Source organism: Paraburkholderia sp. XV (assembly GCF_020177535.1).
GTDB lineage: Bacteria > Pseudomonadota > Gammaproteobacteria > Burkholderiales > Burkholderiaceae > Paraburkholderia > Paraburkholderia caribensis.
In genome coordinates this window covers 1-14,172 of record NZ_JAGUUD010000105.1, presented here as the reverse complement: position 1 = coordinate 14,172, position 14,172 = coordinate 1, and the positions used below count along the sequence as shown (strand labels likewise).

Here is a 14,172-nt window from a genome sequence, read left to right as displayed (position 1 = left end):
ACTGGTATTGCAGATTGCCGCGCGCATGTCAGGCAGCACACGACAGACGCGCGACGCCATCAGCCGGGCGTGCGCAGCGGCGACAGCAGGCTGCCGATCAGCGACGACGCGACGCTCGACAGGCTCGAACGCGTCCAGCCGCTCTTCGAACCCGTCGCGCTCCACACGACCTGGCCCGAGGCCACGTCGATCAGCTCGAACGTCACGCCCGCAACGGGCTCGCCGTCCACGCCGACCTTGTAGCGCCACTCTTCGACAGCGCCCGTCAGCACGTACTTCACGCGCTGCTCGCGTGCCCATGCGAGCTTCTTCTCGCCGATATCGCGCTGCGCGGTGTCGAACATCGCGTTCGCCGACGCATCGACGGGTGCGAGGCGCACATCGACAAAACCGTTCTGACGCAACGCGTTCGCCGCGATCGCCGCCGCGCTGCTGCCCGCTGCCGGCGTTTCGGTGAAGTTCGCCATCGTCACGACCGCAACGGAATCCTTCGATTCGATCGCCGGCGACCCCGCCTGGCGGATCGACCCGCACGCGCCCAGCACCAGCGCCGATGCGGCTGCTGCCGCCACCCACTTGATCAAACGTGTCCAGCCGTTGATGTTGCTCATCGAACCACTCCTCAGAAATGTCGTTATCGTCCCAATTCGCCGGATCGGAGAACCCGAATCAGTAAAACCATTTGTAGGTCGCACCCAGCAGCGTGACGGGCGTGCCGATCTTCGACACGCGCTGATGCTGCAGGAACACGGCCAGATGATCGCCACCCAGCACGGTGCCCGCAATACCGAGACTCACGTCCGGGCCCCAGCCCTGGATCGAGTCATGCACGATGCCGACGTCGAAGAACGGACGCCATGCATGCGTGTACTGCTCCCGCAGATCGTTGCCGAAGCCGAAGTAGAAGCCGTATTGCGTGTACGTGTCCGGCATGAAGTCCTGCGGCGTCGCGGGCTGCAGCGCAGTCGGCAACAGGCGCGTCATCAGCGCGTCGGCCTGGCCGCTTGCGCCGTAGCCGCCGTGCGTGATCAGCGCGCGCAACGTGTAGTCCGGGTAAGAGGTGCGGATGCGGTAGCTCACTTCCGCTGTAGACAGCACACCGCTGCCGATATAGTTGCGCGCCTGGCTATAGAAGCGGTCCGCTTCGACGCTGCCCGTGAACGTGATCCGCTCGGTCATGCGATACGTGAGATCGCCGATCACGTTGTCTTTCATGCCGCCGACCAGCAGCGCCTGGTTTTCGTCCGCGACCTGGTTGCGGCCCGCGCGCACGCCGAGCGTGAGCGGCGAGTTGCGCCCCACTTCGCCTGCCAGATCGAGCGTGTAGAACGCGGCCGAGCCGACGCGCCGTCCGCCTGTCACAGTCAACGACGTATCGCGCGTTTGCCGCTCGCCGTAGATGTTGAGCCAGCGGTCGACGGACGGCACATTGACCAGCTGCGTGATGTCGGTCGAATGCTGGAAGTGCTGCACGGCCGTCACGCCGACCAGATAGCGCTCGGCGATCTTGCGGCTGGCCGCGAGCGTGGTTTCGACGTAATCGAGTGGATGCTCGATATGGTTGACCACATCGGCGTCGATCGATTGCGGCCAGTCGAGCGTCGTTTCCGTCACGCGCGTATGCAGGTCGGTGTCTTCCGGCGCGCCGTCGAGCGCGTCGAACGCGAGCTGCTGCGCGCGGTCCGGCCGGTCGACGGCGATCGTCGCGTCGATGCGGTCGTTGACGGGCAGGCGCGAGCGCTCCACCGCGAGCAGGCGCTCCATCTCGGGGATATCGTTCTCGGCGAGCGCGATGGTCAGCTGCGCATCGGCGGGACGCGACAGGCGTTCCGCGTATTGCTGCGCAAGCCAGCGCTTTGCCAGCGGATTGCTTTCCTTCGACAGCGCCCACGCCACCGCCACTTCTTTCGCGACGGCGCCGCGCACGCGCGCATTCTCCGGCAGCCCTGCGCCGTCCAGCGGCGCGCCGCCCGGCAGGCCCTTCGCCGTGCCGATCATGGTGCGGCGCGTGATGGCATTGTCAGCCGTCGCGGGCCGCGTCGACATCAGGCTGTCGAGCAGCGCAGCCGACGTATCGCCCGTTGCATATTCGGCCGAAAGCGTCACGCGCCGGCCGCGCAGATCTTCGAGCGTCTCGGCGTCCTGCGCGGTGCGCCCGCGCATCGCCGCGCGCTGCGCGCCGTGCAGCTTCACGAGCTGCGCTTCGTCCTGCTGCATCTGCAGCCACACCTTCTTGCGGATCGACCACGCGAGTCCGTCGTGCCCCGCCTGTTCCTGCGCGTCGGCATAGGTGAGAAGCCATAGCGGATCGCGCGACATCATCGCCGACTGGCGGCGCAGATATTCGAGCGCCGCGACGGGACGGTTCAGGCGCATTTCGGCGGCTGCATATGGCTCCCACAGAGCCGAGCTTTGATCGGCACTGCCGCGCCAACGCTTGAGCGCTTCGCGCAGATCGCCGTCGCTGCCGTAGTCGACCAGCGTCCACAGGTACGCGGCGCGCAGATCGGAACTCGCGCCCGGCAAATCGACGGCGCGCTTCAGATCGGCGAGTGCCTTCTGCGGCTCGTTGATGAGACGGTAGTATTCGGCGCGCACGCCGAGCAGCGCGGGCGAGGCTTCCGCCGCCTTCAGTTCTTCAGGCGAGAGACTCGCGAGCAGAAACGCGATGCGGTCCATCGCCTGGGCGTCGGTGTAGTAGAAGATCGCGTCCTGCAACGCGCGCACCGTGTGATCGCGGCGATAACGCAATTCGGCGACGCGGCCCGCATCGATCGGATACGGATCGTAGAAGTACGTCATGTCGCCGAGGTCTTCGGGCGTCGCCGCGCCGCTCGCGATCAGATGGCGATACGCTTCGTTCGCGTCGTCGTCCCGTTGCAGCAGACGCGCGAGTTCCGCGTAGTTGCGCCAGAAATCTTCGTCGCTATCTTTCGCGCCCGCGCGCGCCGTCTTCAGCGCAGCCAGCGACGCGCGATAGTCGCCCTGTCGGTACAGCACGCTCGCGGTACGCAGCGCCGCATTCGCGTCGTTCGGATGACGCGCCTGCACTGCCCGATAGGTCGCGAGCGCCTGATCGTCATGACCCGCACGCTCGGCAAGCTGGCCGATGCGTTGATCGATCGCATCGGCGTTCGTCGCGCGCGGCAGCGAGCGCAGGAATGCAAGGCCGTCGTCGGGACGGCCGAGGCGTTCGTAGGTTGCCGTGACGTCGTCGATCAGTTTCAGGTCGTTCGGCTTCGCGCGCGCTTCGTGCACGAGTGCCGTCAGATAGGCTTCGTCGTCGTCGAGCATCGGCGCGATGCGCAGCACGTTCTGCCAGCCGACCTGATCGTTCGACAGTTGCGCATAATCGAGCCACGACTTCAGCGCGAGCGACGGATCGCGATTCCATTCGGCAACCTGCGCGAGACGCTTGACCCACTCCACCGAATGCGGATCGCGCTGCACCTGCTGCGCGGCGATTTTCTGCGCGCTCGCGAGATCGCCCGATTCGACGAAGGCCTGAAACACGACATTCGCGACGCTCGGGTCCGAACGGACTGCCGAAGCGTCCACACCATTCACGCTGCTTGCGGCTTGCTGCGCCGGCACGGCTTGCGTGGCGACGCGGATCACGCGCACTTCGCCCTGCTGTTGCGCCGCTGCCTCGCGCATCGCGGCGCGCAGGCTGACGAGCGAGCCACCATGCCGGTACGCGACGGGACCATCCATATACGCATAGCCCGCTTGCGCCGCGGCGCGCACATGCCCGGCCAGCGGCGACGTCGGCTCAGCGAGCGCGTACTTCGCCAGCAGCTTCGCGTACCGGTCCACCGCATCCGGACGATTCGCCGCGCGGGCGAGAGTGAGCATCACGATAAGCGTGGCGGGATCGTCGGCGAGCTTGCCGAGATGCGCGTCGGCGGCTGTCAGCGCGTCGTCGAGCAGATTGCCCGATTGCAGCACGCGCACGCCTGCGACAAAGCAACGGCGTTGCTCGTCGCGCGTCTGCGCCACGGCTTCCTGACGGAACCATGCGTCAGCGGCTGCGTGATAGTCGCCGACCTGCAGTGCGTAGCGCGTGATCTGCGTGTCCCACTTTGTGCGTCCGTCGGGATCGTTGGCCGACAGACGCGCGTACAGACGCGCCGCGACATCGGGCATGCCGACGGCGGCCGAACGTTGCGCGAGCCATTCCAGATCCTTCGGCGCCCACGGCAGCTGCGCGGCCTGGGTCAGGCGCGCGCGCAGATCGTCGAGCGCGGCCACGCGGCGCGGATCGTCTTCGGGAATCGCGAAGGTGCGCTGCTCCGTCACGGACAGATGCAGCATCATCGCGCTGCGCATCATGTCGTCGCTGCCGAGCGCTTCCATGCGCGTGGCGATACGTTCGGCGTCGTCGGTGCGCCCCAGATACAGATACTGCGCGCCCAATAGTGACAGGAATTCCTCGTTGTCGGGCCGCACCCTCGACCACGCTTCCAGATACGCGACACTCAACTCGCTGGGCGCGCCGACGGACGCGACGCGCTGACGCAAGCCGCCGCGCGGCGACACGCCGTACATGGTCGCGAGCACGACGCCCGTGAGCGTGTAGACGAGCCACGTCGGAACGATACGGGGACGTTTGTCGTTCGTTTTATCGTTCACAGCGGATCTCGACGGGCTGATAGTGGGCTTCGAGGGCATTGAGCGCGGGCGTGTCGAAGCGTACGTAGGCGCCGTCGCGTTGCAGCGGCACCGCGCGGCCCGCTACTGTCGCGCTGCACGTCTGCGCATTCGCGAGCTTCACGAACGGCTGGTAGTAGCTGCCGAACTCGAACGACATGTTCTTGCCGTCGCGTTTGAAATCGCGCACGAAGCCATTCGCTTCGGCGATGTACGGCAGCGCATCCGCTTTCGACAGCGCGCCGGCCGGGTCGAACGACACGCGCGCCGCGCCATCGGCGATATGGATGTACGTGCCGTCCGGTCCCGCCGCAAAGCCCGTGACGCCGCGCGACGCGCGCAGATCGGGCGAGCTCGTCAGCGGCCAGTGCAGTTCGCGCACTTCGCCGTTACCGCGCACGATCCAGTCGCTCGACTTCACGTTCGACGCCTCGCTCTGCACCGTGCGCGCGACGGCGAACGAGCGCCAGTCGAGCACCTTGTGCGCGTAGTCCGTCATATGCACGGGCAGCACAGGCTGCTTGAGCACGGCCGCGAAAATCTGGTCGAGCGCGCGCAGCGACGCGACCTTGGTGCCGCTATACATGTGGTAGTAGATGTCGATCGGCTTGAAGCGCAGCGGCTTGTCCGTCATGTCGAAGGTTTCGAGCACGCGCGTGAAACCGTAGAACGGGCCGAGCCAGTCGTTCGTGTAGACGTTCTCGTCCTGGTTCGGCGCGTACACCTGATACGCGCCCGGCCCTTTCAGCACGCCGATGGGCGCGATATTGGTCCAGCTGTTCGCGCTCTTCGTGATCACGGTGTCGCCGCCGTTCACGTTGTCGACCCCTGCTGCATAGACCTTGCGCACGACGATCGCGGGCGGCTCGCAGTTGCCCGGCCATTGCAGGATCGTCGTCTTCTTGCCCGGCGGCGCGAGACGCGAATTGATGTAGTCGATCGAACCCGTCACTTCGCGGTCGATATTGAACGTGTAGTTCGGAATGTTCAGCGAGAACGCGGTGTCGCCGCCGCCGCGATCGATGCGCTCGCCCGTCTTCGCATCGACGTTCTCCCATTCGAACGGATGCGAATACGTGTGCGTGCCGATCGCGACATACGGCAGCGCGAACATCTTGCGCGCGATCTCTTCGAGTCTCGGCGAGATCTGCGGATACAGCCCCTTCGGCCCCACTTCGCCTTCGATCACCGACAGCGTCATCGGCACCTTGTAGCGCGTGAAAATCTGCTGGAACAGCGCTTCGCCCGAATAGTCGGCGCCGGGAAACTCCGCGCGCGACGCGAAGCCGTCGCCGTCCACGTGCGACATGAACAGACGCCGGCCGTTTTCCGTGGTGACGCTCGGCGACGGCATCGGTTGCAGACGCAACGCCTCGCGCAGGAACGCGATCGGCTGGATGGCCCAACGCTCCTGGCCGATGCCGTTGAGCGAGACCACCGTGTACGGGCTCATCGCGAAGCCGCCCCACGGCGTGATCGCAATCTGGTCGAGCGTCGCTTCGCCGCTCTTCACGCGCAGCAGCGACCTGCTCGCGCTGCCGACCTGCACGCCCGTCAGATCGCGCGTGCCGAGCTTGGGATCGACTTCGAAGCCGACCATCGGATCGCGCGAGACAACCTCGATCTTGTCTGCGAACGGCCCAGCCACGGCTTGCAGATCGAGCGCGCGCCCTTCGTCTTCTGCCGCATCGAAACCGAATTGGCCGAGAAACACCATCGGCACGTGCGCCGCGAGGCGCGCATCGACCCACGCGCGCCACGCGCCGCTGTTCGGCGTCTCGTCGCCCTGCAGCCACGCGACGACGCCCGCATAGCGGTCCGGCGTGATGCCCTCGGGCAGGGGCTCGTGGACGTTCGCGTATTCGACGTCGTAGCCGAGATAGTTGAGCGGCGTCGCGAGATCGCGCACGCCGGGTGTTTCGTCGAGCGGCAGGTCTTCGTCGCTGTCCTGCACGATCAGCACCTTGCGCGGCAGCACTTCGATTGCGCCGATGCCGACCGCATTCAACGACGCGTTCGTCACATACGGCGTGACGCCCGCAGCGAGCACCTGGGCGGCCGTTGCGCGCGCGCAGGCGCGGTCGTCGGCGGGACAGGTTTCGATCGATACGACGGGCACGCCCGTCGTTTGCGTGAACTGTTGCGCGGCGGCGCTGCGCGCGTCGCGCTCGCCGGCCGCGACATTGCCGCTCGCCGCGTCGCGCACCAGCGACGGGCCGATCACCGCATAGAGCGCTTTCGCATGCGGCAACGCGGCCTGCAACGCCGCGTCGCCGCCGATCACGAGACGCGCGTCGGGATGCGCGGCGCGGATCGCATCGACGGCCGCGATGGCCGTCGGCGTGTCGAGCAGGAAGCCGCGATAGCCGCGCTGCCAGAGCGTTTCGATCTGCGCAGCGACGAATGCGTCGGGCGTGGCTTGTGCGGCATCGGCATGCGTGCGCGCGAGCCACACGGTGTCACGCAACGGATGCGCGGCAGGATCGAAGCCGCTGGCGGGATCGATCACGACGGCATCGAACGCCTGCAACTCGCCGACGGGCACGCGCGAGCCATAGAAGAATGCAAGATTGACGCGCGGCGCCTGAGCACCGCCCGACGCTTGCGCGTGCAACTGAGTGGACGCGGGAGCCTGAGCATGAGCCTGCGTCTGTGCATGCGCGGCCACGCCGTGCAGCGCAAGCGCTGCCGTCGACGTGAGCGCAACCATGCGGACGAGCGTCAGCGCACGAACGAGCGCGCGCGGCTGCGCCATCGTCGTTCGGACCATTCGCGGCTTATCGCCTTGCATTACCCCGTCGAGCGCCTGTCGCGCTTCGAATATCGATTGAATCCCCACTGGCATACGATTTTTTCTTCGGTTTTATTGCTTTTTACCGACCGGTTTTAAAGCCGGTTTCCCCCGGGATTTATGTCCCTACGGCAGCACTGGATGGCCAATTGTTAAATATCTGGCGGCCGCTGCATGCGGATGAAAATCTGCAGACTGGAAAGATCAGAGGATATGAAGCGCTATCTCTGTGAATCGGCGCGAATTCTAACGCGAACGACGTCGAAAAAAACGGGTGTCGTAAAAATATCACGCGGCTGAAAAGGCTTTAAAGAAGGGCCCGGGCGATAGCGAATTAAACTGAGAAAGGCTCGCAAACGTTAAACAGATAATAGCGAACGGATATTCACTTTTCATTATTTTTCATTTCGGCGACAGCGCAATGCCTGTATTTCATGCAGGGTGTGGCCATTTTAAAATCCCAATATTTCATAATTGAAAGGAACGCAAACGATTTCGCGATTGCAACCCGGCGCAACTCGCGGGCGCGAGCAGGTTTGTGCGATCATCGGGCGCATGAACGATCAACGTTACTGGTGCGATCCGCAGCTGCCGTTCGTCGAAAGCCGGCGCGCCTCCCATTCCCGCGCGTGCTATGTGCCGCATACACACGAGACGCTATCGATCGGCGCCGTCGACAGCGGGCATAGCAACTACGCGTGCGGCGGCGACCGCGCGCGTCTCGGTCCGGGCAGTCTCGTGCTGATTCCGGCCATGCGGGTCCACTCGTGCAATCCCGATGCGCAGAGCGAGTGGAGCTACCAGATGCTTCATCTCGACGTCGCATGGGCGAGCGCGGTGCTGCGCGAGAACGGCAGCGCGGACGCCGACACCGTGCTCGCGTGTCCGTCGATCAACCAGAACCGCGAAGCATACCTGCGTTACTGCGCGCTCAACCGGCTGTTGTTCTCGAAGGCGGACAGCGGCGAGAAGGAAGCGGCGCTGATCCTGTTCGTCGGCGAACGCTCGTGGCTCGGCGAGGCGCGCGACCTGCCTCCTGTGCCGCGTATCGCAGGCGAGCGCCTCGCGCGCATCACCGGCCTTCTGCATGATGCGTACGGCGAGCGCCTGCCCATCGCGCAACTTGCGCAGATGGCGGGCATGAGCCGCTACGCGTTCATTCGCGCGTTCCGCGCCGCGACGGGCATGTCGCCGCACGCGTATCAGCTCGATCTGCGCATCAACGCGGCGCGGCGTCTGTTGCGCCATGGACGCGCGCTCACGGCCATCGCGCATGAACTCGGCTTCGCGGATCAGGCGCATTTCCAGCGCGCCTTCAAGGAGCGTGTCGCGATGACGCCCGGCGCCTACCGTCGCGCCGCCGTGTCGTGAGCGCGCCCAGCCGCTTCGCGTCGCGCACTTTTCTTCAATATCTTCGTTCGCCTGTCCAGCAGACTCCCGGCACACACAAGGAGTCGAGATGGGTCTTTCTCTACAGCAATTCGCGATGGTCGCGGGCGCGCATCTTCTGGCGCTGCTCAGCCCCGGCCCGGATTTTTTTCTGATCGCGCGCAGTGCGCTGTTGCGCGGCTGGCGCAAGACGGGCGCCGTGTGCTTCGGCATCGCCTGCGCGAACGGCGTGTTCATCGTGCTCGCGGTCGGCGGCTTTGCGGCGCTGCATCGACACGGCATCGCCTTCGCGCTCGTGCAGGCAGCGGGATGCGCGTATCTGTTCTATCTCGGCGTATTGATGCTTCGGCATGCAAGGGCGGCATCGATTGCGGCACATGTGCAGGACGATTCGCCTTCGTCGAGGACGGGCGCGTGGCCTACGCGTTTCGCGATGGGCTTCGCATCCGCGATTCTCAATCCGAAGAACGCGCTCTTTTACGCGAGCCTGTTTGCGTTGCTCGCGGCCCGCGACGCGCCGTTCAGCGCGCAAATCGTGTATGGCGTATGGATGTTCGCCGCCGTGTTCGGCTGGGATCTGCTCGTCGCGATGGGCGTTGGGCATCCCGCCGTGGTCGCGCGTTTCACGCGGCATGGCGCCGCAATCGAACGCGTCACGGGCGTCGTGCTGCTCGCGATCGCAACGAGTGTGCTGACGATGCTCGCGCGCGAGTGGCTATGAGGTCGTCAAGGTCACGACAGGGCATCATCCGTCGACATTGATCGATGCTGCCAGCTCATCGATCCCGTCAGGCGCGAATACGCGGATGCCATGCCGTTCGAGCAGCGCGGCTGTCACACCCGCTGCCTCGTGCGCGACGCGCGAAAACGTGCCGTCATGGATAAAGCTGCTGCCGCACGATGGACTGCCGTCGGCGAGCAGCGCGTAGCGGCAATCATGCGCAAGCGCCTGCTGGAGCGCGTGGCGCGCCCCGTCGATGAAAAGCGCGGTGACGTCCGCGCCGGCGTTGTCGCAGATGCGGGCCGTGCCGTCCAGCACATCGTACCCATTGCGGCGCAACTGGATTTCGGCGGGACGGCGCGGCGTGCCGAAGCCCGCCGCCACTTCCGGACACACGACGACCAGCCGCCCTTCGTCGCGCCATGTCTGCAGCAGCATGCTTGCGAGCGTCTTCGCGGAGCCGTCGTATCGCACGGGGAGACCGGCAAGGCACGCGCTAACGAGTATCCTTTTCATAACGCGACTATCGGATTCCGGCGCACAGCCAGATGGGCACGGGTGTTGCTCCATGCCGTGACGGCGGCGCCTGCGTCCGTCAATGCGGTTCCCGCGCGTGGGTCGGTCATCGGATCGATCTGTCCAGCAATCCTTTGGTGGAGACTTCCATGCTTCGATACGCTGCCATCTTTTTCGTCATCGCCATTATCGCGGCCGTCTTCGGCTTCGGCGGCATTGCCGCTGGCGCTGCCGAAATAGCGAAGGTTCTGTTCTTTATCTTTATCGTGATCTTTCTCGTCACGCTGCTCATGGGCGTGATCCGACGTTGACGACGGATGCGACGTGCCAGCGGACGTGCAATTTATAGCGCGTCCGCTTGCAATACTTTCCCTTCGCGCCAGCTGGCAGCCGTCATGCTCCTGCGCGCGACTCCAGCGCGCTGAGCGCCTCGTCCAGCCTGCGCGCGCGGTTCTTTTGAGCGGGAATGCGCGCGGCAGCCGTGACGTCGTCGACACGCTTGCGCCAGTACGACAACGGCAGGTGATCCGTGCCGGAAATTCGCGCCAAAATGTGCTCGAGATGGTCGAGAGCCGACTCAAGCTGGTGATGGTTCATGTTTTCCCCGATTGCACCGTCCGCGCGGACCGACTGTGCGGCGTCACGGCGGTGTCGAATTGATCTGTCCTTCAGGAAGCCACGACGCGCTCGCCACGGGATGATTCATTGCACCGGCAAGTGCTTGCAGCCCTCGGATGCACAATATGACATCAGGGAAAATTCCCTCGCAAGCCCGACGTTGCTGCATTGCGTATACGCGAGGAATCCTCATAACTTTCACGCGCTTGTAAAACTGCCACCCTCCGGCGCCAGACGTGGAATGTCGGGATCGAGATCGTAGTTGAGAAAGCCGAGAATCAGGCGGACCATTTCGTCTTCGAACGCATCGGTGCCGAAGTAATGCGGCCGCTCCAGCGCCGTCGCGAGCAGGACGCCGGAGATCGCGCGAAACAGCACGAAGCGCGCTTCGTCGCACGCGATACGTTTGCCCAGATCCGGATTCTCGCGGTTCAGCGTGCCGGCGATCAATTCGAAGTAGCGCCGCATGCCCTCGCCGATTGCCGTGTCGGGCGCAGCGTCCGCCCATTCGGCGCGCAGGATGCTGTAGAGGCGCGGACGGTCGCCGATGAACGCCGCCGTCGCGCGCATCATGCGGCGGGCGTTGAGGCCCGTGCCGAACGGCGCGGGCTGCGTGAGCGCTTCTTTCATCATCGCCGTGAGGCGCTCCAGTTCGCGGCTCGCGAGCGCTTCGACCAAGCCCTCCTTGTTCGGAAAGTACTGGTAGATCGCGCCGATGCTGAAGCCTGCCGTATCGGCGACGCGCTGCGTCGTCAGCCCTGCCTTGCCATGGGATTCGAGCGTGCGGGCGGCGGCTTCGAGAATGCTGTCGAGCGCGAATTCGGCGCGCGCCTGCTTGGGCTGCCGACGCGACGGGTGAGTCGTGGGCAAAGAAACTCCGTGAATCAATGAAGGTTGAAACGTTGGATGTGCGACGTGATGTTCGGCCGAGCCGCTATGCAAGCAGTTTGCATCAACCCTGCCGATGATGAAACGGGCCATGGCGCAAAACGGTGCACGATCCGCCGCAGCGAGGTTATCACGCGCCTCGCCGCCAATCACCGGCGCGGCGCTCTAGACGTGCGCTCGATGAAGTCGAGATCGAGCGCTTCGCACAGGAAGGTCCGCAATGCATCGACGGCGGCTTCCTGCGCGCCCGCCGCCTGCCGCACGAACAGGCCGAGATCGGCGGCGGGCGGCTCCGGCAGGCCGTCGGCGGCGCCGAGCACGCGCATCGTGTCGTAACGGATATTGCCGTCGAGCAGCACCGATACGCCCAGCCCCGCCTCGACGGCCGACTGCACGGCGGGCAGGCTCGTGCTCGTACAGACCACGCGCCACGCAATGCCTGCGCGCCGCAGCGCCGTCATCACCTGCTGCTGCCACAGACACGCTCCGCCGAACGCGACGAGCGGCAACGGCGACTGCGGGTCGGCAAGATAACCGCGCGCGCCGACCCAGAAGAGCGGCTGCGTCCACGTGACGAGCGGTGTCGCGTCGACCATCGCGGGATCGCCGACGAGCACGTCGAGCGCGCCCTCGTTGAGACGTTGCGACAGCGCCGCGCTCGCATCGACGACGATCTCCAGCGCAACCTGCGGATGCGCCGCCGAAAAGCGCCGCAACGCGCGCGGCAGGCGGCCCACGGCCACGTCTTCGAGCATGCCGAGCCGCACCGTGCCCGCCACGTCGCCGACTTCGAGTGCGCGGCGGGCGTCTTCGCCCGCGCCGAGAATCGCGTGCGCGTAGGGCAGCAGCCTGTGCCCGGCGTCCGTCAGCCGCACGCCGCGCGGCGAGCGCTCCAGCAGCCGCTGGCCGATGTCGTCTTCCAGCCGGCGCAGTTGCATGCTGACGGCCGCCTGCGTGCGCGCAAGGCGCACGGCCGCCGCGCTGACCGCGCCCGTTTCTGCGACCGTCACGAAGGCTCGGAGGAGGCTGCTGTCGAAGTCGCGCATTATTAGCGTCCGTGATATCGGCATAAGAAATATCAGCTTATCTTAACGCCCGTTTCGTCGATATGATGGGCCTGTCTGTAGTGCGCCCGTTCAAATCCATGAAAAATTCCACCCTCGCCGAACCGATTGCCTTTGACACCGCGCCTGTGTCTAGCGCCCCTAAGCGCCATGTCGGCATGGCTGCGCTGCTCGGCGTGCTGTCGATGTCGTGCGTGCAGTTCGGCGCCGCCCTCTCCGCGCCGACGATGGCCGCATTCGGCGCGTTCAGCACGACGTGGCTGCGGCTCGCGTGGGCGGCGCTGATCCTTGCGCTGGTGGTGCGTCCGAAGCTGCGCAGCTACTCGCGGGCGCATTGGCTCGCGGCGGGTGTGCTGGGCGTGGCGATGGCGGGCATGACGCTTTGTTTCTTCTCGGCAATCGAGCGGATTCCGCTCGGGCTTGCCGTGGCGATCGACTTTCTCGGGCCGCTGGCCGTCGCGACGCTCGGCGTGCGGCGTCTGCGCGCGCTGCTGTGGCCGCTGCTCGCTGTCGCTGGCGTGCTGCTGCTCGCGCATGACCGTTCGGGTTGGATCGGCGAGCCGGTCGGCATGCTGCTCGCGGCGGGCGCGGCGTGCGGCTGGGGCAGCTATATCGTGTTGATGAAAAAGACGGGGGCGCTGTTCGATGGGCTCGAAGGGCTTTCCGTATCGCTGATCGCGGCAGCGCTTGTCGCGACGCCGTTCGGCCTGGTCGAGCACGGCCTGCACATCGCGCCGATGCAACTGGCGGCCACGGCGGGCCTCGCGGTGCTGGTTCCGCTGCTGCCATATGCGCTCGAAATGATTGCGCTGCGCCACATGCCCGCTGCGTCGTTCGGGATTCTGATGAGCGTCGAGCCGGCCATCGGCGCGGCGGCGGGCTTTATCGTGCTGCATCAGCCGATGACGGCGCTGCAGCTGGCGGGCACGCTGTTCGTCGTGAGCGCGAGTGTGGGTGTGATCGTTACATCGAAGTGATGGGGGTTGTTGGGTCTGAATGATGCTGGAACTGGGCCGTCTACAATCGACGGATCGCATGCCGATCTGCAAGGAACCCATCATGACCGACGACGAACGCGCCATTCGCGAACTGATCGATACGTGGCTCGCCGCAAGCAAGGCTGGCGAGACGGCGACCGTGATGAGTCTGATGACCGACGACGCGGTGTTTATGGTGCCTGGGCAGAAGCCGTTCGGCAAAGCCGCGTTTGGGGTGGCCGCTGAGGGCCAGAAGAATGTCGATATCGATGGTAAGAGCGAGATTCTGGAGCTTCAGGTGCTGGGGGATTGGGCATTTTTGCGTTCGCAGCTTGAGGTCACGATTACGCTGAAAGATGGCTCGGCGCCGCCCGTGCGCCATGCCGGTAATACGCTTACGATTTTGCGTAAGGAAACTGATGGGCGCTGGTTGGTGGCGAGGGATGCGAGTTTGCTTGTGAAGGGGTAAGCGTTTTTGGTTTTGGTTTGCTTGGGTTTGCGCTGGCATCCGCGATGCGTTATCTAGCTTCAAGCGTCGCCCCTGTGCGGGGCGGCACC

Annotated in this window: 12 protein-coding genes; 5 read left to right on the top strand and 7 right to left on the bottom strand. The window is 65.3% G+C overall.

All coding sequences use genetic code 11. The features are described from left to right. Window positions 1-59 precede the first annotated feature (59 nt). The 3 genes from KFO72_RS33165 to KFO72_RS33155 are packed head-to-tail and all read right to left on the bottom strand — an operon-like array spanning window position 60 to window position 7,495. Window positions 60-611, bottom strand: coding sequence for a hypothetical protein (locus KFO72_RS33165; protein WP_060600269.1), 552 nt, complete (start codon window positions 609-611; stop codon window positions 60-62). Window positions 612-669: 58 nt separating this feature from the next. Next, the gene (locus KFO72_RS33160; protein WP_225033870.1) at window positions 670-4,632 is read right to left on the bottom strand and encodes a tetratricopeptide repeat protein; all 3,963 of its coding nucleotides are present in this window, start codon (window positions 4,630-4,632) and stop codon (window positions 670-672) included. Then, window positions 4,622-7,495 (bottom strand): sugar ABC transporter, encoded by a 2,874-nt coding sequence (locus tag KFO72_RS33155; RefSeq protein ID WP_225033869.1) that lies wholly within the window; start codon window positions 7,493-7,495, stop codon window positions 4,622-4,624. Before KFO72_RS33155 ends, KFO72_RS33160 begins: the two co-directional genes overlap by 11 nt. A gap of 501 nt (window positions 7,496-7,996) precedes the next feature. On the opposite strand from KFO72_RS33155, the gene KFO72_RS33150 reads away from it, so the two are divergent. Together KFO72_RS33150 and KFO72_RS33145 are read left to right on the top strand one after the other, a co-directional pair. Beyond that, window positions 7,997-8,812, top strand: a complete 816-nt coding sequence (locus KFO72_RS33150; protein ID WP_225033868.1) for a helix-turn-helix domain-containing protein — start codon at window positions 7,997-7,999, stop codon at window positions 8,810-8,812. An 88-nt stretch (window positions 8,813-8,900) separates the two neighbouring features. After that, window positions 8,901-9,551, top strand: coding sequence for a LysE family translocator (locus tag KFO72_RS33145; protein ID WP_225033867.1), 651 nt, complete (start codon window positions 8,901-8,903; stop codon window positions 9,549-9,551). A gap of 24 nt (window positions 9,552-9,575) precedes the next feature. Here the strand turns inward: KFO72_RS33145 and KFO72_RS33140 are convergent, their stop codons facing one another. Further along, window positions 9,576-10,067: a DUF523 domain-containing protein gene (locus KFO72_RS33140; protein ID WP_225033866.1), complete on the bottom strand. Its 492-nt coding sequence runs from the start codon at window positions 10,065-10,067 to the stop codon at window positions 9,576-9,578. Between the two features lie 149 nt (window positions 10,068-10,216). Here KFO72_RS33140 and KFO72_RS33135 point away from each other — a divergent pair, with 149 nt between their 5' ends. Next, on the top strand, window positions 10,217-10,378 hold the full coding sequence (locus tag KFO72_RS33135; protein WP_028368672.1) for a DUF1328 domain-containing protein: 162 nt from the start codon (window positions 10,217-10,219) through the stop codon (window positions 10,376-10,378). Window positions 10,379-10,460: 82 nt separating this feature from the next. On the opposite strand, the gene KFO72_RS33130 is transcribed toward KFO72_RS33135, so the two are convergent. The 3 genes from KFO72_RS33130 to KFO72_RS33120 form a co-directional block, all read right to left on the bottom strand. Further along, complete coding sequence (locus KFO72_RS33130) at window positions 10,461-10,664, bottom strand: hypothetical protein (RefSeq protein WP_054930144.1); 204 nt, start codon at window positions 10,662-10,664, stop codon at window positions 10,461-10,463. Between the two features lie 219 nt (window positions 10,665-10,883). Then, entirely contained in the window at window positions 10,884-11,555 is a 672-nt protein-coding gene (locus KFO72_RS33125) for a TetR/AcrR family transcriptional regulator (RefSeq protein ID WP_060602584.1), read from the bottom strand. Between the two features lie 167 nt (window positions 11,556-11,722). Then, window positions 11,723-12,619: a LysR substrate-binding domain-containing protein gene (locus KFO72_RS33120; protein WP_036004315.1), complete on the bottom strand. Its 897-nt coding sequence runs from the start codon at window positions 12,617-12,619 to the stop codon at window positions 11,723-11,725. Between the two features lie 98 nt (window positions 12,620-12,717). Between KFO72_RS33120 and KFO72_RS33115 the strand changes: the two genes are divergently transcribed. Continuing rightward, window positions 12,718-13,614, top strand: coding sequence for an EamA family transporter (locus KFO72_RS33115; RefSeq protein WP_054930143.1), 897 nt, complete (start codon window positions 12,718-12,720; stop codon window positions 13,612-13,614). An 82-nt stretch (window positions 13,615-13,696) separates the two neighbouring features. Beyond that, a complete protein-coding gene (locus tag KFO72_RS33110; RefSeq protein ID WP_225033865.1) occupies window positions 13,697-14,083 on the top strand; it encodes a YybH family protein in 387 nt (128 codons plus the stop codon). Window positions 14,084-14,172 lie beyond the last annotated feature (89 nt).